This window comes from Arthrobacter sp. NPDC080073 (genome assembly GCF_040686575.1).
Lineage (GTDB): Bacteria > Actinomycetota > Actinomycetes > Actinomycetales > Micrococcaceae > Arthrobacter.
The window spans coordinates 133,599-155,630 of record NZ_JBFBKR010000008.1; the positions used below are offsets into that span (position 1 = coordinate 133,599).

Annotated in this window: 26 protein-coding genes; 20 read left to right on the forward strand and 6 right to left on the reverse strand. The window is 64.4% G+C overall.

What is annotated here, in order from left to right; genetic code table 11:
- The first annotated feature begins 14 nt into the window (after positions 1-14).
- Positions 15-590: a TetR-like C-terminal domain-containing protein gene (locus tag AB0O52_RS11655; RefSeq protein ID WP_364537686.1), complete on the forward strand. Its 576-nt coding sequence runs from the start codon at positions 15-17 to the stop codon at positions 588-590.
- Between the two features lie 103 nt (positions 591-693).
- Here AB0O52_RS11655 and AB0O52_RS11660 read toward each other — a convergent pair whose 3' ends face one another.
- Both AB0O52_RS11660 and AB0O52_RS11665 read right to left on the reverse strand, forming a co-directional pair.
- Positions 694-1,386: an SRPBCC domain-containing protein gene (locus AB0O52_RS11660; RefSeq protein WP_364537688.1), complete on the reverse strand. Its 693-nt coding sequence runs from the start codon at positions 1,384-1,386 to the stop codon at positions 694-696.
- Entirely contained in the window at positions 1,379-2,011 is a 633-nt protein-coding gene (locus AB0O52_RS11665) for a helix-turn-helix domain-containing protein (protein WP_364537690.1), read from the reverse strand. The genes AB0O52_RS11660 and AB0O52_RS11665 overlap by 8 nt, the downstream gene beginning before the upstream one ends.
- A 258-nt stretch (positions 2,012-2,269) precedes the next feature.
- On the opposite strand from AB0O52_RS11665, the gene AB0O52_RS11670 reads away from it, so the two are divergent.
- From AB0O52_RS11670 to AB0O52_RS11680, 3 genes are all read left to right on the forward strand, one after another.
- Positions 2,270-3,895 carry an alkaline phosphatase family protein gene (locus AB0O52_RS11670; protein WP_364537692.1) on the forward strand — a complete coding sequence of 542 codons (1,626 nt, stop codon included), beginning with the start codon at positions 2,270-2,272 and terminating at the stop codon, positions 3,893-3,895.
- A gap of 55 nt (positions 3,896-3,950) precedes the next feature.
- Positions 3,951-4,898: an RluA family pseudouridine synthase gene (locus AB0O52_RS11675; protein ID WP_364537786.1), complete on the forward strand. Its 948-nt coding sequence runs from the start codon at positions 3,951-3,953 to the stop codon at positions 4,896-4,898.
- Between the two features lie 385 nt (positions 4,899-5,283).
- Positions 5,284-5,724, forward strand: coding sequence for an SRPBCC family protein (locus AB0O52_RS11680; protein ID WP_364537694.1), 441 nt, complete (start codon positions 5,284-5,286; stop codon positions 5,722-5,724).
- 57 nt (positions 5,725-5,781) lie between these two features.
- Here AB0O52_RS11680 and AB0O52_RS11685 read toward each other — a convergent pair whose 3' ends face one another.
- A complete protein-coding gene (locus AB0O52_RS11685) occupies positions 5,782-6,309 on the reverse strand; it encodes an O-acetyl-ADP-ribose deacetylase (protein WP_364537696.1) in 528 nt (175 codons plus the stop codon).
- 57 nt (positions 6,310-6,366) lie between these two features.
- On the opposite strand from AB0O52_RS11685, the gene AB0O52_RS11690 reads away from it, so the two are divergent.
- The gene (locus AB0O52_RS11690; protein ID WP_364537698.1) at positions 6,367-6,990 is read left to right on the forward strand and encodes a VTT domain-containing protein; all 624 of its coding nucleotides are present in this window, start codon (positions 6,367-6,369) and stop codon (positions 6,988-6,990) included.
- Between the two features lie 141 nt (positions 6,991-7,131).
- On the opposite strand, the gene AB0O52_RS11695 is transcribed toward AB0O52_RS11690, so the two are convergent.
- On the reverse strand, positions 7,132-7,437 hold the full coding sequence (locus AB0O52_RS11695; protein ID WP_364537700.1) for a hypothetical protein: 306 nt from the start codon (positions 7,435-7,437) through the stop codon (positions 7,132-7,134).
- 21 nt (positions 7,438-7,458) lie between these two features.
- Positions 7,459-8,574 carry a HoxN/HupN/NixA family nickel/cobalt transporter gene (locus tag AB0O52_RS11700; protein WP_364537701.1) on the reverse strand — a complete coding sequence of 372 codons (1,116 nt, stop codon included), beginning with the start codon at positions 8,572-8,574 and terminating at the stop codon, positions 7,459-7,461.
- Between the two features lie 137 nt (positions 8,575-8,711).
- On the opposite strand from AB0O52_RS11700, the gene AB0O52_RS11705 reads away from it, so the two are divergent.
- From AB0O52_RS11705 to AB0O52_RS11760, 12 genes are all read left to right on the forward strand, one after another.
- Positions 8,712-9,041 (forward strand): hydrogenase maturation nickel metallochaperone HypA, encoded by a 330-nt coding sequence (locus AB0O52_RS11705; protein WP_364537703.1) that lies wholly within the window; start codon positions 8,712-8,714, stop codon positions 9,039-9,041.
- Between the two features lie 75 nt (positions 9,042-9,116).
- A complete protein-coding gene (gene hypB / locus AB0O52_RS11710) occupies positions 9,117-9,869 on the forward strand; it encodes a hydrogenase nickel incorporation protein HypB (RefSeq protein WP_364537705.1) in 753 nt (250 codons plus the stop codon).
- Between the two features lie 30 nt (positions 9,870-9,899).
- On the forward strand, positions 9,900-10,958 hold the full coding sequence (locus AB0O52_RS11715; RefSeq protein ID WP_364537707.1) for a hydrogenase expression protein HypE: 1,059 nt from the start codon (positions 9,900-9,902) through the stop codon (positions 10,956-10,958).
- 30 nt (positions 10,959-10,988) lie between these two features.
- Positions 10,989-12,782 carry a nickel-dependent hydrogenase large subunit gene (locus tag AB0O52_RS11720; protein ID WP_364537709.1) on the forward strand — a complete coding sequence of 598 codons (1,794 nt, stop codon included), beginning with the start codon at positions 10,989-10,991 and terminating at the stop codon, positions 12,780-12,782.
- A gap of 7 nt (positions 12,783-12,789) precedes the next feature.
- A complete protein-coding gene (locus tag AB0O52_RS11725; protein ID WP_364537711.1) occupies positions 12,790-13,737 on the forward strand; it encodes a NifU family protein in 948 nt (315 codons plus the stop codon).
- Position 13,738: 1 nt separating this feature from the next.
- Positions 13,739-14,437, forward strand: coding sequence for a DUF5947 family protein (locus AB0O52_RS11730; protein WP_364537713.1), 699 nt, complete (start codon positions 13,739-13,741; stop codon positions 14,435-14,437).
- A complete protein-coding gene (locus AB0O52_RS11735) occupies positions 14,434-15,087 on the forward strand; it encodes a DUF6084 family protein (RefSeq protein WP_364537715.1) in 654 nt (217 codons plus the stop codon). The genes AB0O52_RS11730 and AB0O52_RS11735 overlap by 4 nt, the downstream gene beginning before the upstream one ends.
- The gene (locus AB0O52_RS11740; RefSeq protein WP_364537717.1) at positions 15,084-16,592 is read left to right on the forward strand and encodes a hypothetical protein; all 1,509 of its coding nucleotides are present in this window, start codon (positions 15,084-15,086) and stop codon (positions 16,590-16,592) included. Before AB0O52_RS11735 ends, AB0O52_RS11740 begins: the two co-directional genes overlap by 4 nt.
- Entirely contained in the window at positions 16,589-16,711 is a 123-nt protein-coding gene (locus AB0O52_RS11745; protein ID WP_269317249.1) for a hypothetical protein, read from the forward strand. The genes AB0O52_RS11740 and AB0O52_RS11745 overlap by 4 nt, the downstream gene beginning before the upstream one ends.
- On the forward strand, positions 16,708-17,283 hold the full coding sequence (locus tag AB0O52_RS11750; protein ID WP_364537719.1) for a hydrogenase maturation protease: 576 nt from the start codon (positions 16,708-16,710) through the stop codon (positions 17,281-17,283). Before AB0O52_RS11745 ends, AB0O52_RS11750 begins: the two co-directional genes overlap by 4 nt.
- Before the next feature lie 10 nt (positions 17,284-17,293).
- Positions 17,294-17,584, forward strand: coding sequence for a HypC/HybG/HupF family hydrogenase formation chaperone (locus AB0O52_RS11755; protein WP_364537721.1), 291 nt, complete (start codon positions 17,294-17,296; stop codon positions 17,582-17,584).
- A gap of 16 nt (positions 17,585-17,600) precedes the next feature.
- Entirely contained in the window at positions 17,601-17,942 is a 342-nt protein-coding gene (locus AB0O52_RS11760; RefSeq protein ID WP_364537723.1) for a hypothetical protein, read from the forward strand.
- Between the two features lie 40 nt (positions 17,943-17,982).
- Here AB0O52_RS11760 and AB0O52_RS11765 read toward each other — a convergent pair whose 3' ends face one another.
- A complete protein-coding gene (locus tag AB0O52_RS11765; RefSeq protein WP_364537725.1) occupies positions 17,983-18,756 on the reverse strand; it encodes a DUF6390 family protein in 774 nt (257 codons plus the stop codon).
- Positions 18,757-18,759: 3 nt separating this feature from the next.
- Between AB0O52_RS11765 and AB0O52_RS11770 the strand changes: the two genes are divergently transcribed.
- Genes AB0O52_RS11770 through AB0O52_RS11780 form a run of 3 tightly spaced genes read left to right on the forward strand, consistent with a single transcriptional unit; the run spans position 18,760 to position 22,007 of the window.
- Complete coding sequence (locus tag AB0O52_RS11770; protein ID WP_364537727.1) at positions 18,760-20,049, forward strand: ABC transporter substrate-binding protein; 1,290 nt, start codon at positions 18,760-18,762, stop codon at positions 20,047-20,049.
- Entirely contained in the window at positions 20,042-21,205 is a 1,164-nt protein-coding gene (locus tag AB0O52_RS11775) for an iron ABC transporter permease (protein ID WP_364537729.1), read from the forward strand. The genes AB0O52_RS11770 and AB0O52_RS11775 overlap by 8 nt, the downstream gene beginning before the upstream one ends.
- Entirely contained in the window at positions 21,198-22,007 is an 810-nt protein-coding gene (locus tag AB0O52_RS11780; protein ID WP_364537731.1) for an ABC transporter ATP-binding protein, read from the forward strand. Before AB0O52_RS11775 ends, AB0O52_RS11780 begins: the two co-directional genes overlap by 8 nt.
- Positions 22,008-22,032 lie beyond the last annotated feature (25 nt).

A 22,032-nucleotide genomic window follows, 5' to 3' on the forward strand; every position in this document is an offset into this window, starting at 1 on the left:
AAACACTTGAAGGCATGGCAAGACCCATCGTTCATGACCAGCTCGTCCGGGAGCGGCTTCTTCGGGCAACGGCCGAACTCGTGGACCGGGATGGCCCCGCGCGAGTCACGCTCCGGGACGTTGCCGCCGCCGCCCAGACCTCGACCACTGCGATCTACTCACTTTTCGGCGGCAAGGCCCAGTTGCTGACGGCCGCCGTCGACGACGGATTCCGCTCGTTCGGCGAGTCGCAACGCCTCGCCGAAAGCGATGGGCTCCGAGGCCTGGGCCTCGCCTACCGCTCCTGGGCAATGGAACATCCGGCCTTGTACAGGCTCATGTTTGGCGGCGCGCTTTCCACCTACGTGGACTGCAGCCCGACGCCGGCAGTCGCCTCGGAAGCCATGCGTCCCCTCATGGAAGGAGTGACGTCCGCGCAGAAAGCGGGGACCTTTCGCGACGCCGAGGCCACGACGATCGCGATGTCCATCTGGGGACAGGTCCACGGGCTGGTGAGCCTGGAATTGGCGAACATGGACGACCCCGGGACCGACTGGGAAGGGATCTACGCCGCATCGTTGGATGCCGTGGCACGCGGCTGGGCAGCCTGAGCCGGTTTCACCTCCCCCAACCCAACTAACTCGCAGTGGTTGTCGCTTAGAGGGCCCAAAACGACATTAACTGCGAGTCAGTTGGGCGGTGCGGAATCAGGCTCTAGGCGTACACCTTCTCCAGGAACGCGCCCCAGGCCTTCGCGGTCAGTTCGGAGTCGCCGCTGCCACTGAAATCATGAACCGTCATTCCCACGGGGGCTCCGAAGGAGTTGCGGCCGAAGAAGCGGTAGAGCGTGTCGGCGGTCCGCAGGCCCAGGAAGTGCTGGTTGGAGAAGTCGAGCTCCCCGCTCAGCCGCCCCACGCCGTCGACGTCCACCTGAACCGTTGAACCTTGCGCCACGCCGTCCACGCCGAGGGCCTTTTTCAGTTGCACGAAACCGTCGGGCGTCTGCGAGGCCGCCGGACCCTGGATATCGGTGAATACCACGGGCTTGCCGTCAAAGTACTGGAGGTACTGGCCCAGGGTGTGCAGGTAGAACTCGGTGTGCTTGCTGGCGCCGTCGTACTGCTCCTCCCAGTTGTCCGCGAAGATGCCGCTGTGGACATAGTGCAGCTTGGCACGGCCGCCCTCGAGCGGTTCGAGTACGTGCTCGAGCTGGTTGAACCAGCCGTCCGGCCCGTCCATGCGGGTCACGAGATGGCTGGGGTATTCGTCCACGGTCTTCACGGCCGGCCACTGATCGGTGGGGAACATCCAGGCCGAGGTGTCCTTGGTGACAGCCTGCCAGACCCGTTCAGGAGTGCCGGGCAGTTCAGTGTCGGCCACGATTTCGAATTCACGGTTGTCAGTCATTGTCCTGTTCCTTTTCTGGAGAGTGCTGCGTGGTTGTCTTGAGTGCGGGATGAAGTACGACGACGAGCCGGTGCTTGCGTGCGCCGCTCGCCAGCGCGGAAGCACCGCCGTCGTGGTACTTGTCCACGAGCCGGGTCACCGCGACGCCAAGTTCCTCGGCAAAAGCAGCGCGGTCCGACGCCGAGCGGAAGGTGATCTCGCCGTCGATCGCGAAGCTCGCAAGCGTCTTCTTGGCCGCGGCCGCGCCCGCTATCAACTTGCCCATCTCCTGGACCGTCCGGGCCGCGAGGGCCAGGAGCCAGAAGGCGGAAAAGCGGTCCGAGAAGCGTCGCGGATCCGGCGCCACGGACGCAAGCGCCACCGGCGAGATCAGGTACGACGCCGCCGTCGCGCGCAAAACGCGTTCGGTGACGTTGCCTTTCTTCCGTTCCTCCACAAGCTCGACGAGCCCATGCCGCTCAAGGGCCTTGAGATGGTAGTTGACCTTCTGCCGGGGCAGGCCCACCTTGACCGCCAGCTGGGTGGCGGATCCGGGCTCGACAAGCTCCTGCAGAATGCGGGTGCGGATCGGGTCCAGCGAGGCTTCCGCCGCGGCGGGGTCCTCGATCACTTCGATGTCCAACATGCTTCAATTGTGCCTACCGACAACTTTTATTGTCAATAACTTTTTTATCGTCGGATGGCTGCTGGACACCGTCGGGGGGGGAGCCCTGCCGGCCTGTACCGCTGCGATCGGTGAAGGAGTAGCCTGCGGGTATCGCTGTCCATGAGGTGCAAGATGAGGTTCAAGAGTCCGCCCGCTGGGTCCGGAGCCGATCGGTCAATCGGGCCTCGCAGGGGGCGGATTCGAGCTTGGGCGTTACGGCGTCCTGGCCTCGCCGCGTTGTCCATTGTCGCGGTTATCGCGCTTGTGGGCGCTGCCGTCTTTTTCGGCGCCTCCTGGTCCCGAACGCCAGTGGCGGCCGGGACCCCGGGTACCGGCGCCCCTGCGGTAGATACGGGGATTTCGAAGATCCAGCATGTCATCGTCATCATGCAGGAGAACCGTTCGTTCGACAGCTACTTCGGGACCTTCCCCGGAGCAGACGGGATACCGATGCAGGACGGCTCCCCCGCGGTGTGCGTTCCCGATCCGGCCCACGCCTCGTGCGTGAAACCGTACTACGACCCCGCTGACCGGAACTCCGGTGGACCGCACAGCCAGAGCAATGCCGCGGCGGACATCAACGGCGGGAAAATGGACGGCTTCATCGCGCAAGCCGAGAAGGCCTCAACCAACTGCGCACCGAACGCCCCAGCCTGCGCGGGCGGCAAGCGAAGCGACGTGATGGGCTACCACGACGCTCGCGACCTCCCCAACTACTGGGCGTATGCCAAGGACTTCACGTTGCAGGACCGCATGTTCGAACCCAACGCCTCCTGGAGCCTGCCCGAGCACCTGTACATGGTCTCGGAATGGTCGGCCAAATGCAGCCGCGCGGGCGACCCGCAATCCTGCGTGAACGCCCTCCAGAATCCGGGCAGTCCGCCGGACTTCAGCTCCTCGATCCAGTCCACCCTCATCGGCAAATGCCGGGCCGGCCTGCAAAACAAGGCCTGCCAGGACGCACTCGCTGCGGCGGGGATCACCGCGGACATGGCCGCCCAACTGCACACCCTCATCGCGCAAAACTGCGCCGGCTCGGATTCCTATGCGAGTTGCCAGGCCGCGATCGACAAAGCAACCCTCCCCGAAGCGCTCAAGCAAAAGCTGCTCGCCGCCGCGAAACTGCTTGCTCCCCCTGACTACGCCTGGACCGATCTCACCTACTTGCTGCACAAACAAAACGTGCCCTGGGCCTACTACGTCTTCAATGGCACCGAGCCCGACTGCCGGGACGACGCAGCCATGAGCTGCGCTCCCGTGGCCCAGAACGCGAAGACACCGGGCATTTGGAATCCGCTACCCTACTTCGACACCGTGAAGCAGGACGGCCAGCTCGGCAACATCCAGTCCCTCACCAGCTTCTACGCCGCAGCCAAAAATGGCACCTTGCCCGCCGTGAGCTGGATCGACCCCACCGGAGCGGTCAGCGAACACCCTCCGGCGCTGATCAGCACCGGGCAGGCGTACGTCACGGGCCTGATCAACGCCGTCATGTCCGGCCCTGACTGGAACAGCACCGCCATTTTCCTTTCGTGGGATGACTGGGGCGGCTTTTACGACCACGTCGCCCCGCCCACCGTGGACCAAAACGGCTACGGCCTGCGAGTCCCCGGAATCGTCATCAGTCCCTACGCCAAACAGGGCAACATCGACCACCAGACCCTCAGCCACGACGCCTACGCCAAGTTCATCGAAGACGACTTCCTCCACGGCCAGCGCCTCGACCCGGCCACGGACGGACGGCCAGATCCCCGGCCCGGCGTCCGTGAGGCCAACCCGCAGCTCGGCAACTTGGTGAACGACTTCAACTTCAACCAGCAGCCCATCAAACCTGTCATCTTGCCGGGCGGCACGACGTACTAGGTGTTAGCGGCCCCCGAGGCGGCCCTTGTTGCACCCCCGGTAGAATGGACCGGTGATGCAATCCCCCCTTCCAGTGCGCGACGGCGTCAACGCCACCCGTCTGCGCCTCCCGGACGAGGGGCCTTGGGACACCGCAATGGACTACATGATGCACCGCTGGGGCCATATCGACCCCCAAGGCATCGAGGACAGGTTCGACGCCGGCGAAATCGTCGGCGAAGGCGGCGCGCCCCTTGACCGCGGCACCCCCCTCGAAGAACACACCTTCATTTGGTATTACCGCACCCTCCCGCCGGAAACCCGGATGCCGGTGGAGATCAACATCCTCCACCAGGACGAGCACCTCCTGGTCGTCGACAAGCCCCACTTCCTGCCGACCACCCCGGGCGGCACCTACATTCAGGAATCCGCGCTCGTCCGGCTCCGGAACCAGCTCGACCTGCCGGACCTCATCCCTATGCACCGCCTCGATCGCATGACGGCCGGGGTGTTGCTGCTCTCAACCAACCCGGAGACCCGCGGCAAGTACCAGGTGCTCTTCGAAAAACGGCAGGTACAAAAGGAGTACGAGTGCGTCTCCGCCGCGGCACCCGCCGCAGGCTTTCCCGCCGTCGGGTTCCCCGCCGTCGTACGCAACCGCATGACCAAATCCCGCAGCTACCTCCTCGCGGAAGTCATCGACGGCGAGCCCAACGCGGAAACGCGTATTGAGCTGTTGAGAACGTTCGACGGCGGCACTCACGACGGCGGTGTGGCTCGCCGAGCGCTGTACCGGCTTGAGCCCCACACCGGCAAGACCCACCAGCTTCGCGTGCACATGGCTTCGCTCGGGCTGGGAATCGTGAACGACGCGTTCTACCCCGAACTCCTGGACAAGGCCCCGGACGACTATTCCAAGCCGCTGCAGCTGCTCGCCCGTGGCATCCGATTCGTTGACCCCATCAGCAAGCAAGCCGTGGAATACCGGAGCCGCCTCGAGTTGAGCGAAGCCCGCCCCGACTGACGCTCGCTCACCAATGGCGGCTTTCCCCGGGACGCTCGCTCACCAATACACGGTTTCCCCAGGACGCTCGCTCACCAATGGCGGCTTTCCCCGGAACGCCCGCTCACCAATGTCGTGAGGGGCATGTCTACCTTGAGGCCGGGCAATAGGGCGTCACAAGTGAGTGAGCGGGCGTCCGGCCAAACACCCACACAAGTGAGCGAGCGTCCGGCCAAACACCGTCACAAGTGAGCGAGCGTCGGGAGACGAGAGTCAAGGGCGAGTTTCCAGCGGCGGGGCAGAGAAAACGGTCCGGTTCCCCGTTGCGAACCGGACCGGGCGTATATGCTCAGTTTTGCCGGCTCGCTGACCGCGGGCGGAGTTCGATCTCGCGCAAAGGAACCACATGGCCCACGCTGAAAACGAAGTCTCGATCAACCGCACCGCAAACGACGTCTACGCCTTCCTGGCGGACGGACTGAACAATAAGCTGTGGCGTCCGGCCGTCAAGACTGTCGCCCTCGCAAGCGGCGAAGCGGGCAACCAGGGTGCCGTCTACTCCCAGACGATGGCTGGCCCCGGCGGCCGCACGATCGCCGGCGACTACAAAATCATCGCGGCCCAGCCGGGCAAGCGACTCGATTTCCAGGTCATTGCCGGGCCCGCCCGCCCGACCGGATCCTTCACCCTGGACGAGAACAACGGGAGCACGACCGTACGCTTTGCCTTGGATCTCCAGCCCAAGGGCTTCATGAAGCTCATGGGGTCGATGATCACCAAGACCATGGAGTCGGAAGTCGGACAACTCGGGCAGTTGAAGTCCGTGCTCGAGGGGCAGTCCGCCTGACGCCACCCGCGAAAACCCGCGCACTGAAAAGGCACCCGCGAAAACCCGCGGGCTTCCTTACCCTTCCGAAGCCGCAAACACGTTCCGGAACACGTTCGTCGTCTCGGAGCTGAAGAGCACGAATTCGACGAGTTCCAGCCCACCGGAGCTTTCGGCGTCGAACCGGCGGACGGCGTCGAGCGCCACTGTGGCGACCTCAAGCGCGTCCCAGCCGTAGATACCCGCGCTGATTGCGGGGAACGCGACGGAACGCGCCGCCAGGGACGCTGCGACTTTCAGGCTTTCGCGGAAACAGGACGCCAACAGTTCCGGATCGTTCTGGCCCGCGTGCCGATTGGGACCCACGGTGTGGATCACCCATCGGGCAGGCAATTTGAACCCGGGAGTGGCCACGGCTTGGCCCACCGGCAGTCCGTGCGGGTACCGCTCGCGCACCTCCATGCACGCGGCCAGGAGTTCCCTGCCCGCGGCGCGGTGAATCGCGCCGTCCACTCCGCCGCCGCCCATCAACGACGAGTTGGCAGCGTTGACGATCGCATCGACGTCGCGCGTGGTGATGTCACCTTGCAGGATTTCGAGCCGCATGGCGCCAGTCTTGCACGACACTCCTGCGGATGCACCAAAGTGGGGTAATTTGTGCCCATGGACATCACCACGGCTGAAGGCTGGGGAGCCGCGATCTATGTCTGGATCATCCCCATGGTGGTGGGCGACGCGATTTTCCCGCCCATCCCGTCCGAGATGCTGGTGATCACAGGTGGCGCACTGGCCGCGGAGGGCCGGGTCAACCTGTGGCTGGTGGGTTTGATGGCCGCCGTCGCCTCTTGGCTGGGCGATATCATCGTTTTCCAGCTCTTCAAGCGCCGCTTGGGACATGTCCTGGACCGCTGGGCCTGGGGCCGCAAAGTCCATCAGGGCATCCACCGGGCCATCGCCAGGGCCGGGCGCTCCTCCACCTACGGCGCGATCATCGGCGCCCGGTTCGTCCCTGGTGGGCGGCTTGCTGCGTCGGCCGCTTCCGGGATCGCCGAGGTTTCCTCCCGCGGTTTCAGCCTCTGCGCCGGATTGGGCGGCCTGTTGTGGGCCACGTGGCAAGCCGGGCTGGGTTACTTTGCGGGCTCGACGACGAAGCTTCCGTTCTGGGCGAGCTCACTGATCGGCGTCGGCTTGGGGCTGCTGATCGGCGTCGTGGTAGGTGTGATCGTCACTCGTCGCCGGGGCGACCGCTCGCCGGTGGACGAGCCGGGCGACCAACCGCACCTTTAGGCGCCCTTTCGGCAGGCAGGGCCGTCACGCTGAGCGGTTTTTTGCGGTACCGTCCGTCGCTGTGCCGCGAGTTTCAGGGGGTGTACGCCGTCGACGTCCGCGAAAAACTGCAGGGCGTGACGCGCTTCCCCGACGCCGGGCTCAGACCGGCGACCATTTCCCCCGCTTGCGGCGAAGTACGTAAAGGTTCCCAGTGAGCGCTACGCGTTCGACGGCGTCGCGCATCATGGCTGCCGAAGCGCGCGCTTCGCTGTTCTCACCCGGGTAGTCGCGGGGCTCCACCAGGAAGCGGAGGCTGATTTGGGCGACGCCACCAACAATGTCCAGCTGACTGGATTCGACATGATGACGAGTTTCCAGGGCCTCAAGCGCAGCGGCCATTACGGACTCCGGCGGATTGCCTGGCTTGAGCCCGGTGATCTTCAACTTGGTCTGGAACGACGGCATCCATCAACCCTAATCGCCCGCTCAGCTATGAGGCTTCCCGGACCAACGCTCTTCAATGTGAGCCCATTTCCAGATGCACAGCGCGAGAACCCACGTCACAATGAACAGCCCCACGATCAGGTACCCGACGGCGTCGAGGTCCAGTCTGCCTATCGCGGCCAGCGGGCCGGCGCTGATCCCGGTTCTCTGGACGAGGATCGAAAACAACTCGACCGAACCGATGCCGAGGGCCACCGCGACAGACAACCCCGTGATCACGACGTTGTAGTAGGCCCGACGGACGGGCCGGGACAACGCCCACCCGTAAGCGAAGTTCATGAAGACGCCGTCAATGGAGTCCAACAAGCTCATCCCGGCGGCAAACAGCACGGGCAACGTCAGGATCGCGTACCAGGGAAGGGCGGAAGCCGCGGCCCCGCCCGCAAGGATCAGTAGGCTCACTTCGGTGGCGGTATCGAACCCCAGGCCGAACAGCAATCCCACGCCGTAGACATGCCACGACCGGCTGACCAGGCGCGTGACACGGCGGTACGCCCTGTTCAATAGTCCGATGTTGACCGACAGCGCCTGATCAAGCTCGACGGCGGTGCACTCACCTTGCCGCATGCGCCGAACAGTTTTGATGATACCTAGGAGCACTCCGAGGTTCAGGAGGCCTATGGTATAGAGGAAGAACCCCGAGACGGCCGTGCCGAACAACCCGAAGAATGAGTGGACTTCCGTTCCGGCCGTGCCCGTGTTGTCCGCAAGGCTTCGGATGCCCGCGGCAAGCAAGGCGCACATGCCGAAGACAATGCTGGAGTGCCCCAGGGAAAACCAGAACCCTACCGACATCCGCCGACGGCCATCGTTGCAGAGTTTCCGGGTGATGTTGTCGATCGCGGCAATGTGGTCCGCGTCGAATGCGTGCCGCAGGCCGAGTGTGTATGCGGCCACGCCGAGGCCGACGCCGAAAGCTCCTGCCGGAACACCGTCGAGGCGTCCCGATGCCGTCACCGCCGCGAGCGTGCCCCAGCCGGCAGCATGCAGGAATGCGATAAACGCTGTCATGCCACCGATCGACACCCGCTCCGGTCGCGTGAGGCCGCGGCGGAAGCCGCTCATTCCGGCCGGTACCGTAGCCACCGTTTGCTTCATAATTCGAGCCTCGGGTCCCACGTGCGATGCAGGGCGAGTGAATAGCCTGCCCATGTAGCGGAAGTATACGCCGGAGTCAAGTTGGGTGGTTGCGCTTTCTTCGAAGCAAGCCTATCTTGGCAAGAAGGAGTGCCACCATGCACGAACTCTCAATCACGCAGAGCCTTGTTGATGCCGTTCTGGAACGCACAGGAGAACGGCCGGTCACCGGCGTGAATCTTATAATCGGACCGCTTTCCGGTGTGCTGCCGGATGCCATCCGCTTTTGCTTCGACATAGTTTCCGCTGGCACCTCGCTCGCCGGAGCACAACTGAAGATCGATGAACCGCAAGGCCTGGCTCGATGCCGCAGCTGTGGCACGGAATTTGAACTAAAGGACTTGATCCTGCTCTGTCCATGCGGAAGCGCCGAGGTCGAAATCCTCAGCGGACGCGAACTCGTGCTGATGTCAGTGGAGGTGGCTTGAGGAATGTGTACTACATGCGGATGCGGCGACGAGACGAACACAAGGGTCTCCACCCTTGATGGGATTCAACCCATCGTGGAGCACCAGCACCCGCATGACCACAGCCATCCCCATGACCACGACCACCCGCACACGCACCACCCCGCAACCATCACCCTCGAGCAAAACCTGCTCGCCAAGAACGACCTGCTTGCGGCGAGGAACCGCGGCTGGCTGGCGGGCCGGGGAATCAGGGCGCTGAACGTCATGAGTTCACCTGGGGCGGGAAAAACCACCCTTCTGGTCCGGACGCTTACAGACCTCGGCGGGCAGCTGCAGGCCGGCGTCATCGAAGGGGACCAGGAGACGTCCCTGGACGCGGACCGGATCCGGGCCGTCGGCCGTCCGGTCATCCAGATCAACACCGGAGCCGGCTGCCATCTCGACGCCGATATGCTCCAGCGCGGCCTCGACGCCTTGGATCCGCAGCCGGGCTCCACGGTTTTCATTGAGAACGTCGGTAACCTGGTCTGCCCGGCACTCTTTGACCTCGGCGAAACCGCCAAGGTCGTCGTCATTTCAGTCACGGAAGGTGATGATAAACCCCGGAAATACCCACATATGTTCATGGCAGCTGATCTGGTGATCGTCAACAAATCGGACCTGCTCCCCTACGTTGATTTCGACGTCGACGATTGCCTGCGGCAGATCCGGCAGATCAACCCGCACGCCGATTTCCTGGTCCTCTCCGCCACCACCGGTGACGGCCTCGCCGCTTGGTATGCCTGGCTGGACGGCTCCTCATTCCGGTCAAATTCCTTGACTGAATCTCTATCAGACGCACATTGAGCCCGATTCGGGCTGCTGAAAGAGGCAACGATGCCTACTGAAACTTCCCTCAAGGCCGAAGAAGCCCTTATTCACGTGCTGTGGATCAACGCCGGGCTCAGTTGCGACGGCGATTCGGTCGCCTTGACGGCAGCCACCCAACCGAGCGTCGAGGAGATCGCGCTCGGCGCCCTGCCCGGGCTGCCACGCATTGCCATGCATTGGCCCCTGATCGACTTCGAATGCGGCCCCCAGGAGGGAGCCGACGACTTCCTGGAATGGTTTAGGAAAGCCGACCGCGGTGAACTGGAACCATTTGTCCTGGTGGTCGAGGGGTCCATCCCCAATGAAAAACTGCACGACCAAGGCGGCTACTGGTGCGGGTTCGGAAACGACGTCAACACCGGCCAACCGATTACCACAAGCGAGTGGTTGGACCGCCTCGCACCCAAAGCCACCGCGATCATCGCCGCCGGAACATGCGCGACGTACGGCGGCATCCATGCAATGGCCGGAAACCCGACGGGTGCCATGGGAGTGCCTGACTACCTGGGTTACGACTGGAAGTCCAAGGCCGGCATCCCGATCGTCTGCGTCCCGGGCTGCCCCATCCAGCCCGACAACCTCTCCGAAACCATGACCTACTTGCTGTACCAGGCCACGGGACAGGCTCCGATGATTCCCCTGGATGACGCGCTGCGGCCAACCTGGCTGTTCGGCAAGACCGTCCACGAAGGCTGCGACCGGGCCGGCTACTACGAACAGGGCGACTTCGCCACCGAATACGGCTCCCCCAAGTGCATCGTCAAGCTCGGATGCTGGGGGCCCGTGGTCAAGTGCAACGTGCCCAAGCGCGGCTGGATGAACGGGATCGGCGGCTGCCCGAACGTCGGCGGCATCTGTATCGGCTGCACCATGCCAGGCTTCCCGGATAAGTTCATGCCGTTCATGGACGAGCCTCCCGGCGGCAAGCTCTCGACCAGCTCGATCAGGCCGTACGGCTCCACCATCCGGGCCTTGCGGCACATCACCACCCAGACCCTGGACCAGGAGCCCAAGTGGCGCCGGCCCGGACCGGAACTTCTTACTGGCGCGAAGCGCACTTGGTAACCACCCCCTCTTCCAGATAGGCGAAGCACAATGACCTCCACTATTCCCATGAATTCCGGGAGCGAAACGGGCAATAACAATCTGGTGGAGATGAACTGGGACCCCATTACCAGGATCGTCGGCAGCCTCGGCATCTACACCAAAATCGATTTCGCGAACAACCAGGTTGTGGAATGCAAGAGCACGTCCTCAATCTTCCGGGGTTACTCCATCTTCATGAAGGGCAAGGATCCGCGGGACGCCCACTTCATCACCAGCCGCATCTGCGGGATCTGCGGCGACAACCACGCAACCTGTTCCTGTTATGCGCAAAACATGGCCTACGGAGTGAAGCCGCCGAACCTGGGTGAGTGGATCGTGAACCTCGGCGAGGCCGCCGAGTACATGTTCGACCACAACATCTTCCAGGAGAACCTGGTGGGGGTGGACTACTGCGAAAAGATGGTGTCCGAAACCAACCCCGGCGTCCTGGCCAAGGCTGAGAACACCCGTGCCCCGCATGAAGCCGAACACGGCTATCGCACCATCGCGGACATCATGCGCTCGCTGAACCCGTTCACCGGGGAGTTCTACCGCGAGGCACTCCAAGTCAGCCGGGCGACCCGTGAGATGTTCTGCCTCATGGAAGGCCGCCACGTCCACCCCTCAACGCTCTATCCGGGCGGTGTGGGAACGGTTGCCACCATACAGCTGATGACGGACTACATCACGCGGCTCATGCGTTACGTCGAGTTCATGAAGAAGGTCGTCCCCATGCACGACGACCTGTTCGACTTCTTCTACGAAGCGCTCCCCGGTTACGAACAAGTAGGCCTGCGCCGCACCCTCCTTGGCTGCTGGGGTTCCCTCCAGGATCCTGATTACTGCAACTTTGAGTACAAGGACATGACTCAATGGGGCCGGAAGATGTTCGTGACCCCCGGCGTGGTCGTGGACGGAAAACTGGTCACCACTGACTTGGTACGCATCAACCTTGGCATCCGGATCATGCTCGGCTCCTCGTATTACGAGGATTGGGAAGACCAGGAAATGTTCGTCACGCACGATCCCCTGGGCAACCCGGTGGACCGCCGGCACCCGTGGAACCAGCACACCAACCCGAGGCCGCAAAAGCGTGACCTCTCGGAGAAATACAGCTGGGTCATGTCTCCGCGCTGGTTCGACGGCCAGGACAACCTGGCACTGGACACCGGCGGCGGACCACTGGCCCGCCTCTGGGCGACAGCGCTGGCCGGACTGGTTGATATCGGCTACATCAAATCCACTGGAACGAGCGTTCAAATCAACCTGCCGAAAACCGCGTTGAAGGGCCCCGTGTCCTTGGAGTGGAACATCCCGCAGTGGAGCAACACCATCGAGCGCAACCGCGCCCGCACGTATTTCCAAGCTTATGCCGCCGCGGCCGCCCTGCACTTCGCAGAAAAGGCCTTGGAAGAGATCCGCGCAGGCCGGACCAAGACGTGGGAAACCTTCACGGTCCCGGACGAAGCCATCAGCTGCGGCTTCACGGAGGCTGTGCGGGGTGTCCTGTCCCACCACATGGTCATCCGGGATGGCAAGATCGCCAATTACCACCCGTATCCCCCGACTCCCTGGAACGCGAGCCCCACGGACTCCTCCGGAACCGCAGGCCCGTACGAGGACGCCGTCCAAGGGCAGCCGATCTTCGAGGAGAACGACCGGGAGCACTTCAAGGGCATCGACATCATGCGCACAGTCCGCAGCTTCGACCCGTGCCTTCCTTGCGGCGTCCATATGTACTTGGGCAACGGCCAGACCTTGGACAAGCTGCACTCACCCACCCAGACCCTGACTGGAGAGTAAGAACGCCATGCACGGCGGGGACCGGGCGCAGCAGGCGGGCGACCGAATCAGTACCTTGCTCGATGCACTCGGCGCTGGCGGAGCGATTGCCCGCGGACGCGCCGAGGACCTCGTGCGGGAGGTGACGGATCTCTATGGCGCGGGACTCGAGCGGATCCTGGAAATCCTCCATGACCAGGGAAAGCTCGACGACGACACTCTCGGCGCGCTGGCCGCGGACGAACTCGTCGCCGGGCTCCTGATCATCCATGGGCTGCACCCGCAGAACCTGGAACTGCGGGTGGCGGCCGCGCTCGACAGCGTCAGGCCGTACCTCGGCTCGCATGGCGGCGACGTGGAGTTGTTGGACATCAGTGCCGAGGGCGTGGTGCGGCTGAAGCTGCTCGGGACCTGCCAGGGCTGCCCGTCGTCGTCGGTCACGCTCAAGTACGCCGTCGAGGAGGCGATCGAAACCGCAGCCCCGGAAGTGACCTCGATCGAAGTGGTCGAGGAGGAAAAGCACGCCGCCACCCCGGCGCTCATCCCTGTGGAGGCACTGATGGTGCGGGTCGCCGATCACGGGCCTGCCGCCGTCGGGCACGGTTCCCAACACGGGCTTGCCGGCTCGTGGGAGCCCGTGCCCGAAATCGCGGGCCTTGAGCCCGGCGAGGTTGCCGGCTTCCTGGTGGGCGATTATGCGGTCCTGGCCTGCCGGACCGGCCAAGATGTCTACGCTTACCGGGACTATTGCCCACGCTGCATGGGCCCCATGACAGGTGCCGCGCTCCAGCGCGCGCTCGCGGCACCAGCCGGCGGCGGCCTGCTGCGTTGTCCCACGTGCCGAGGCCACTTCGACGTGCGTCGGGCCGGCGCCTGCCTTGAAGACAAGTCCCTCCACCTGGATCCCCTCCCGCTATTGGTCCGCGACGGCGTGATGTCAGTGGCCGTCCCGGCTACCTCCGGGCATGGAGGCTGATATGGCCGGAACGAGCGCGAACGGCTTGCCGGTTGCCTTGCTACGGAAGATCGCCTCCGCCAGGCCAGCTCCTGTCGTCGGCGAGCGCTGCGAGATGTGCGGGGAGCCCATAGCGGACGAGCATCAGCATGTGGTGGACATTGAGAGCCATGCCATGATGTGCACCTGCCGCCCCTGTTATCTTCTCTTCACCGACAGCACGGCCCACTTGCGATACCGCTCCGTTCCGGACAGGTATGTCTCCTTCCCTGACTTCGAGCTGGGTCCAGGCCAGTGGGACGAGCTGGAGATTCCTGTGGGCTTGGCTTTCTTCTTCCGGAGTTCCAAGCTTGACCGGACGGTCGCCTTCTATCCCGGTCCCGCGGGCGCTACGGAATCCGAGCTTCCCCTCGACGCCTGGGACGCGGTGCTGGCCCGCAATCCTGCGCTTTCCGCGGCTGCTCCGGACACCGAGGCCCTCCTGATCCGTGGCCCCGGTACCGATCGTCCGCAGGCTGACTGCCATCTGGTCCCTGTGGACGCATGCTACGAATTGGTCGGGCACCTCCGGCGCGTCTGGCGAGGGTTCGACGGCGGACAAGAGGCCCGCGAGCAGCTCGCCGGGTTCTTCGAGCGGCTCGGCTCGCGAAGCAAGCCCCTTCACGAGGACAACCGGGGCCGCGACGGCGGCCGTGTGTCCGCACCGGGAGGCCGGCAATGACAGTGCTCGCCTTCACCGTGCTGGACCTCCAGCCCGAGCCCTACGCCGCCTCTCCGCAGTTGACGGCCCGGTTGCGGGTGACAGAATCCACGGGGGCCGAGGTACATGCCATCGCCCTGCGCTGCCAAGTGCGCATCCTCCCCCAGCGCCGCGGCTACGCGCCGGAGGAGGAACCCGGCCTGCTTGACCTGTTCGGCGAGCGCGGCCGGTGGCCCACCACCCTGAAGTCTTTCCTGTGGTTGCAGTGCAGCACCATGGTGCAGGGATTCAACGGTGGCGCCGACGTCGACCTCCCGCTCCCGTGCACCTTTGACTTCGATGTGGCCGCCTCCAAGTACCTCCACGCCCTGCGCGACGGCGAGATCCCGCTCGAATTCCTGTTCTCCGGCACCGTGTTCACCAAGGGCAGCACGGGATTCGGCGTGGAACAGGTGCCGTGGGACCTTGAGGCGTCCTACCGTTTGCCTGTCGCGGCGTGGCGGAAGTTGATGGACCTATATTTCCCCAACACCGGGTGGATCCGCCTAGACCGGGAGGTTTTGGCGGCCCTGTCGCAGTACAGATCGGCGCGGGGTCTGACCTCGTGGGACGCCACGGTGGAGGAGTTGCTTTCCGGCAGGGCGGCCGTGGCGGGAGAGCCCCTGCCATGAACATGAGCTTGAGCCTTGCGCGCGCCGTCGCGGACGCTGTCCTCTACGAGGGCTACTTGCTGTACCCCTACCGCGCATCCTCACAGAAGAACCAGTCCCGCTGGCAGTTCGGTATCCTTGGGCCGCCGGGGGCCGCGCTGGCCGGCACGGGTGAAGAACCTGAAATGTTCGCCGACTGCCTCCTCAGCCCGGGCCCGCTCGCCGAAGTGGAGGCCCACCTCCGATTCCTTCAACTGCAGACCCGCACGGCGGAAAAAGCGGACGACGGCGGAGGGTTCAGTCCCGTCGATGAGCTCACCATCGGGGCCAAACGTTGGCTGAGTTGGGACGAGGCAGTTGAGCAGGAGGTTGCGCTCGGGCCGTTTTCCGTGGCCGAGCTGACGGGAGGGCCCTTGGTTCTTCCCGTCGAGATCGCAGAGGGCACCGACGTCGAGGATTTGGGCGCTTCCGGATTGGGGAGCGCGGGCAGCGTCGACCAGGGGACCACGGGCGCGGTGCCGCCGGCCGGCCGGCTGGTGCGCCGCCGTCGTGCGCTCCACGGCGAAATCCGGTTGGAGGCCACCGAGCTCGGGAACGGACTCGTGCGTTTGCGGGTGACCGCGATGAACAATGCCGCCGCATTGCCGGAGCCGATCAGCAAGCAGGATGCCATCGCCAACTCGTTCATCGGAACCCACCTGCTGCTGAGCGCGCATGATGCCGATTTCGTTTCGTTGCTTGAGCCCCCGGAGGAGGCGCTCCCGGCTGCGCAATCGTGTGCCCAGCATCGTTGCTGGCCCGTGCTTGCGGGCCCGGAAGGGCAATGCGATGTACTGCTGGTCTCGCCGATTATTCTCTACGACCACCCCGCGGTGGCCCCGGAAAGTTCAGTCCCTTTGTACGATTCCACCGAGATCGACGAAATCCTGACGCTTCGCGTGTTGACGCTCACGGATGAAGAGAAGGCCGAGGCCAGGGCCACGGACCCGCGCGCGGCGGCCATCATCGACCGCTGTGAAGCGATGTCCCCTGAAGAACTGCAGCAGCTCCACGGAATCCTGCGCAATCCGCATTCCCTGGCCGAACCGGCGCTCGCGGAGCTGTCCTTTGGCGAGCCGTTGATCGATTGGCCGGAGGCCAAGACTGCCGATGGTTCCCTTGCTCCCGACGCCGCCGACCTCCCATGGTGGGAGCCCGAGGCGGAAGCGAGAGTCAAGCCGGAAGTAGACGCCGTCGTCATCAATGGTGTTCCGGTGGCACGGGGCAGCCGGGTGAGGGTCAACCCCCGGAGGCGGGCCGATGCGCAGGACCTGTTCTTCGCCGGGCAAACCGGCAGGGTCACCAGCGTGCATTTCGACGTCGACGGCAGCACACACGTCGGTTTGGTCCTCGAGCAGGATCCCGCCGCAGACCTCCACGAAGGCTACGGGAGGTCCTTCTACTACGCCCCCGACGAGCTTGAACCGCTTGGACCGCTGCCGTCCGGCAGCTATCCCGAAACGCAGGAGGGAAAGGAAGGCCCGTGATGAGGGTTATTGGAATGGCCACCGTCTGGCTGCTGGCCGCTGTGGGTCTTGGCGCCGTGTACGTCGGACTTCGTTCAATCCCGGATATCCAGCGCTACATGAAGGTGCGCCGGATGTGACCTCGCTACCTGCTGAAGCGTCGGCCGCGCCTGTACCGCAGGCGGCAGCCCGGGTCCTGGTGGCGGGCGTGGGCAATATCTTCCTGCACGACGACGGCTTCGGGCCCGAGGTGGCACAGCGGCTGGCATCCGAGCCCAGGCTCTTGACGTCCGATGTCCGTGTGGTGGACTACGGCATTCGCGGGATGCATTTGGCCTACGACTTGCTCGACGATGTGGATGTCCTGGTCCTGGTGGACGCAGTACCTGCTGAGCCTGCGCCCCCCGGAGAAGGTGGGGAGCAGGCAGGCTCCGGGGCGGGCAGCATCCGTGTGATGAGAATCCGTCCTGAAGACCTTGATGGTCGCGCGGCTTTGGACCCGCACGGCATGAACCCCGCAGCCGTGCTGGGCCGGCTTCGCACGCTCGGCGGCGAATTGCCCACCACCTACGTCGTGGGCTGCGTACCGGAAGACGTGAGCGAGGGGATCGGATTGTCGGACCTGGTGTCGGAGGCCGTGCCAGAGGCCGTTTCCGCCGTCGTTTCCCTCCTCGCCCGCCACACGCCCGCCAATCCATCCCTAACCGCTTAAGGGAGTACCCATGTGCCTTGGAATACCCGGCCAGGTCATCGAGCTTCTTGAGGGCTACGGCAACCAGCTCGCCCTGGTGGACGTGGCTGGTGTGCAACGGAAAATCAACATCGGGCTCCTGGACGAGGGCCCGCTTGAACCCGGGACTTGGGTCCTCATCCACATGGGATTCGCCTTGGAGCGCGTGGATGCCGCAGGCGCGGAACGGGCCCTCAGCGGCCTGGAGTTGATGGGCCAGCCACGGGAGCCTCAAGCGGAAGCCGGCCAGGAACGGCCATGGCGGCACGACCCACCCGACTGATAACAAGGAGAAAATCATGGCACGTACAAACGATTCCAATGCCGAAGAACCCGTCGAAAGGACAGCCCCGGGTACGGCCCGCGCTTTCGGCAGCGAGCCACCACTTGAGGAGCCGGCACAGCCAGGTTCGGACGAAACCCCCGACGATGCGGCTATGGCGCCGGACGATGTTGGCGTGAGCACCACTCGGCGCGGCGAGGACGTGATCAAGCAAGGGGGAACGGAGGCCGGGCGCGAGAATAAAGGAACTGATGACACGCCGGCCGAGCGCCCGACTGGAACATCGACTCCCCGCAGTTCGAGCGGGGTGAATCCCACGGAAGACCCCGAAAGCGACGCAGGCCCCCATTCACCATAAGGAGTTGCCACCTCGATTCCAGACCCGCTCCGTCCAACAGCTAGTGCTCCAGAGCGATCGCGGCGCCACGGTGTTCAACGCCGGTGTTGGCGATCTGGAGATGGCGGGCCGTGAAATGCTTCAGCTGCTGGAGCTGATGCGGAGTGATCCGGTCACACACCCAATCCCAGTGCAGCGAGACGGTGTCGCCAACGCTCAGTCCGGAGATGAACCCCATTCCGTTCACGGCAAACTTCGCGGACTCCACGACAGGTTCACCAACGCGCAACGCCACTCCGTCCCACACGAGCGGCCTCGAACTGACCACGGCTTCGTCGCCAGTGATGGCCAAGACCTCGCCCCACCGGATCCGGCAGCGGTCAAGCACGTTCAAAGCGGTTGCATACCGCCGTTCGTCTCGGAGCAAGCCCAGCCAAGGATAGATTTCAAAGACGTGAAAGCTGTGGTGCGGCACTCCGCCTGCCAGGACGCCTTCAACCAAGTGCGGGAATTGCCAGCCAGTACGAGCCCGGAATCGATCTTCCATCGAGTTCCCGATGTTCTTGATTCCGACGGAATCCAACAGTCGGTTGCCCACCCAATAGGCCTCCACTACGCGGGCATCGAGCGGATCGGCTATCCCGGTGGAACCCGCAATGAGTTCAAGGTACGGCCACGCCCCCGCGAAGCCCTTGGCGAGTTGCCGCAGGCCCTGATCGGTGACGCCGGATTGGCCATAGTGAAGCAAGGCATCGCTGTCCGGAGGCCCGCAGCTGCCCCGGGCATTCGGCGGATAAGCGTAGCGGACGAACAACTGCGCACCATCGACGATCATCGCGTGGCCACCTTCTTCAAGGGTCTTTCGAAAGTAGCACCGGCGCAGACCCGGAACAAGGGATTCGCGGTCCTTCGCAGCCGCGAAATCGTTGACACCCAAACCCTACGAGCGGATGCTGTGAAGACCGACGCACAGAGGGGTCAGACCATGGGAACCTCGGAGCTAGACCGCCGCACTGCCCTCCAGGTCCTGGTGGCTGGCGGCTCGGCCGCGTTCCTTGCCGGATGCGCCGGCCCAGCCGGCTCCGCACCGCCGTCGACCGCTTCCACAGTGTCTTCCGCGTCTGCCATCAGCGTGACCGACCAGCGCGGCAAGACTGCGACTTTTGCCCGTCCCGTCACGCGGGTGGTCACGATCCCGATGCCGGCGGCGTCGCTGCTTGTCGCAGTCGACCAAAGCTCGGATCACTTGGCCGCGATGCACAACGTTTCGTGGGTGGCCATGCGCGACGGCGTCATGGGGACCATGTTTCCCCACGTCCTGGGCATTCCGCACGACATCGCGGCCCAGGATTTCACACCGAACGTGGAGAGCGTGCGCGCCCTGAATCCCGACGTCGTGATCCAGTGGTCGGATGCGCAGCTCGTCGAGCCGCTTGAGAAAGCCGGGCTCACCGTCATTGGCCTGAAAAACACAGGAACCCAGCAGGACGTCGACGCCTGGATCACGATGTTTGCGGCAATACTGGGAAAACCCGAGCGTGCCGTCCAGATCAAGGCACGGAGCGACCAGGAACTGGACGCCATCAAGTCGCAGGCGGCTGCACGCACCGGCAAAGGCCCGAGCGTCCTGTACTTCAACAGGTTCACGGGCGGCCTCAAGGTTGCCGGCGCCAACAGTTACAACGACTTCTACATCAAGCTCATCGGGGCCACCAACCCTGCCACGGGAAAGGACCCGTTGCCGGGATCAGGGATGATCGGCCTGGACGTGGAACAAGTGCTCAAGTGGGATCCTGAGGTCATTCTGCTCGGCAACTTCGACAATGCGATGCCCAAAGACATCTATTCTGACCCCGTATGGCAGAACGTTTCCGCCGTGCGCTCGCGCCGCGTCTACAAAGTGCCCCTTGGCGGGTACCGCTGGGATCCCCCCGGGCAGGAGTCGCCGCTTATGTGGCATTGGCTCGCCGATATCGCCTTCCCCCAGGACAAATCTCCGCTCCGGAGCAAGGTCGGCGACTACTTCCGATTCCTCTACAACCACGAGCCCACGGCCGAGGAACTGAACAAGATGCTCTGGACTTCCACCAACAGTGCCTCCGCCAACTACCAGCAATTCAATGCTTGATGAAACCAGCCCTCCCCGCCTGCGCCGCCGCCACGAACCCAAGCAACGCGGCCTGAACCGCGCCGGTCCAGGTACCGCGCGCCGGCGTACTCCTCTCACACGGGAAGGAACCAGGCTGGCACCGCGCGACCAGCGGCGCGAACCCACCGTCGTCGTGCCCATCGGTCTGGCGGCGCTGTTCCTTGTCGCGGCAGCGCTGCTGGCGCTCGCCGTGGGCCGCTACAGCGTTCCGCTCGGGCACGTCGTCGAGATCCTGGCCTCCCGGCTCGCCCCGGTTCCCAACGAAGCGAGCGGCACGGAGCAGAACATCGTGTTGCTGGTCCGGATGCCCCGGATCCTGCTTGCCGCATTGGTAGGCGGCGGGCTGGCGCTCGGCGGAGCAGCCCTGCAGGCCGTTTTCCGCAATCCGCTGGTCAGTCCGGAAATCATCGGCGTCTCAGCCGGGGCCTCGTTCGGTGGCGCGCTGGCCTTGTTCCTGGGCCTGGAGTCAGCGCTCCTGGTCACTGGCTCTTTTGCGTTCGGCCTGATCGCCCTCGCAACCTTGTTCCTGATCACCTCGGGCCGCGGCGGGACACCGATGCTGATGGTCGTGCTGGGCGGCGTGGTCACCGGATCGTTTTTCTCGGCCCTCGTCGCGTTGGTGACGTATGTCGCGGATCCGAACACCACCCTGCCCGCCATCGTGTTCTGGCTTCTCGGCAGCGTCGCCACAGCCACCTTCACCAAAGTGTTGGTGGCCGTGATCCCCATCCTGGGTGGCGCCGTCGTACTCCTGGCCCTGCGCTGGCGAATCAATGTGCTTTCTCTGGGCGATGACGACGCCGCGGCCCTGGGCGTGCGGCCGCGGCCGCTGCGCTGGGTGGTGCTGCTTGCGGTGGCCCTGATCGTGGCCGGAGCCGTGGCCGTCAGTGGGGCGGTGAGCTGGGTGGGGCTCGTGATCCCGCACCTTGCCCGCATGTGGGTCGGGCCCGACCACCGGGTACTGCTTCCCGTGTCCTTCCTGCTCGGCGCCGCCTACATCGTCTTGGTGGACACCGTTGCCCGCACGGCGACAGCCGGCGAAATACCGCTGGGCGTCCTCACGGCGCTGATCGGTGCCCCCGTGTTCTTCCTGCTCCTTCGCCACAACCGGGAGAGGATCTGGGAGAGTGCTTGAGCTGGAGCAGGTGGGCTTTGGCTACACCCCGCGGAACTGGGTCTTTCGGAACGTGAGTTTCAGGGTCTCCCCGGGCGCGGCAACCGCGGTGTTGGGGCCCAACGGAAGTGGCAAAACCAGCTTGGTCCGGTGCGCTGCCGGGCTGCTGACGCCCGTGGAAGGTGTGGTTCTCCGGGAGCAGAGCGCGGGTTTCGTGCCCCAGGCACATGGGAGCGCCTTCGCCTACCGCGCCATGGACATGGTGTTGATGGGGCGGGCGAGGCATGTGGGAGTCTTCCGCACTCCGGGCAATGCCGATCGCGCCGCAGCCCTGGAAGCAATGGACCGGGTGGGCGCCGCCGAGCTCCGGGACCGACTCTTCCCCACCTTGAGCGGCGGTGAACAGCAGTTGGTCCTGATCGCCCGGGCCATCGCCGCGGGTTCACCCCTCCTGGTCCTCGACGAGCCGGTCACAGGACTCGACCTGAAGAACCAAGTGAGTGTCTTGACACTGCTGCGCGAACTCATGGCGGACGGCATGGCGTTGCTCCTGAGCACGCATCATCCGGACCACGCGATGCACCTTGCCAGCCAGGTGGTCCTCTTGGCCCGAACCGGCGCGCGCGCTGGCCCCGCTGCCGAGCTGCTGACCGACGTCGAGCTCTCGCACCTCTATGGCGTCTCAGTCAACACCCTCTCGTATTCCGACGACGGCGTGCCCCGCATGGCGATCGTGGTGGACTACGGACATGATGTGAGCGAGCGTTTCCGGCGAACACCGACGTATGTGAGCGAGCGTTTCCAAAAACACCCACATAAGTGAGCGAGCGTCGGAAGGGAAGGAACTG

What these genes read in the sequence shown, in the direction of transcription:
- AB0O52_RS11660 (WP_364537688.1), bottom strand. Translation starts at nt 1,386, where the DNA reads ATGACTGACAACCGTGAATTCGAAATCGTGGCCGACACTGAACTGCCC.
- AB0O52_RS11675 (WP_364537786.1), top strand. Translation starts at nt 3,951, where the DNA reads ATGCAATCCCCCCTTCCAGTGCGCGACGGCGTCAACGCCACCCGTCTG.
- AB0O52_RS11740 (WP_364537717.1), top strand. Translation starts at nt 15,084, where the DNA reads ATGAACATGAGCTTGAGCCTTGCGCGCGCCGTCGCGGACGCTGTCCTC.
- AB0O52_RS11760 (WP_364537723.1), top strand. Translation starts at nt 17,601, where the DNA reads ATGGCACGTACAAACGATTCCAATGCCGAAGAACCCGTCGAAAGGACA.
- AB0O52_RS11755 (WP_364537721.1), top strand. Translation starts at nt 17,294, where the DNA reads ATGTGCCTTGGAATACCCGGCCAGGTCATCGAGCTTCTTGAGGGCTAC.
- AB0O52_RS11775 (WP_364537729.1), top strand. Translation starts at nt 20,042, where the DNA reads ATGCTTGATGAAACCAGCCCTCCCCGCCTGCGCCGCCGCCACGAACCC.
- AB0O52_RS11685 (WP_364537696.1), bottom strand. Translation starts at nt 6,309, where the DNA reads ATGCGGCTCGAAATCCTGCAAGGTGACATCACCACGCGCGACGTCGAT.
- AB0O52_RS11725 (WP_364537711.1), top strand. Translation starts at nt 12,790, where the DNA reads ATGCACGGCGGGGACCGGGCGCAGCAGGCGGGCGACCGAATCAGTACC.
- AB0O52_RS11715 (WP_364537707.1), top strand. Translation starts at nt 9,900, where the DNA reads ATGCCTACTGAAACTTCCCTCAAGGCCGAAGAAGCCCTTATTCACGTG.
- AB0O52_RS11730 (WP_364537713.1), top strand. Translation starts at nt 13,739, where the DNA reads ATGGCCGGAACGAGCGCGAACGGCTTGCCGGTTGCCTTGCTACGGAAG.
- AB0O52_RS11665 (WP_364537690.1), bottom strand. Translation starts at nt 2,011, where the DNA reads ATGTTGGACATCGAAGTGATCGAGGACCCCGCCGCGGCGGAAGCCTCG.
- AB0O52_RS11705 (WP_364537703.1), top strand. Translation starts at nt 8,712, where the DNA reads ATGCACGAACTCTCAATCACGCAGAGCCTTGTTGATGCCGTTCTGGAA.
- AB0O52_RS11765 (WP_364537725.1), bottom strand. Translation starts at nt 18,756, where the DNA reads ATGATCGTCGATGGTGCGCAGTTGTTCGTCCGCTACGCTTATCCGCCG.
- AB0O52_RS11695 (WP_364537700.1), bottom strand. Translation starts at nt 7,437, where the DNA reads ATGCCGTCGTTCCAGACCAAGTTGAAGATCACCGGGCTCAAGCCAGGC.
- AB0O52_RS11680 (WP_364537694.1), top strand. Translation starts at nt 5,284, where the DNA reads ATGGCCCACGCTGAAAACGAAGTCTCGATCAACCGCACCGCAAACGAC.
- AB0O52_RS11735 (WP_364537715.1), top strand. Translation starts at nt 14,434, where the DNA reads ATGACAGTGCTCGCCTTCACCGTGCTGGACCTCCAGCCCGAGCCCTAC.
- AB0O52_RS11690 (WP_364537698.1), top strand. Translation starts at nt 6,367, where the DNA reads ATGGACATCACCACGGCTGAAGGCTGGGGAGCCGCGATCTATGTCTGG.
- AB0O52_RS11720 (WP_364537709.1), top strand. Translation starts at nt 10,989, where the DNA reads ATGACCTCCACTATTCCCATGAATTCCGGGAGCGAAACGGGCAATAAC.
- AB0O52_RS11700 (WP_364537701.1), bottom strand. Translation starts at nt 8,574, where the DNA reads ATGAAGCAAACGGTGGCTACGGTACCGGCCGGAATGAGCGGCTTCCGC.
- AB0O52_RS11655 (WP_364537686.1), top strand. Translation starts at nt 15, where the DNA reads ATGGCAAGACCCATCGTTCATGACCAGCTCGTCCGGGAGCGGCTTCTT.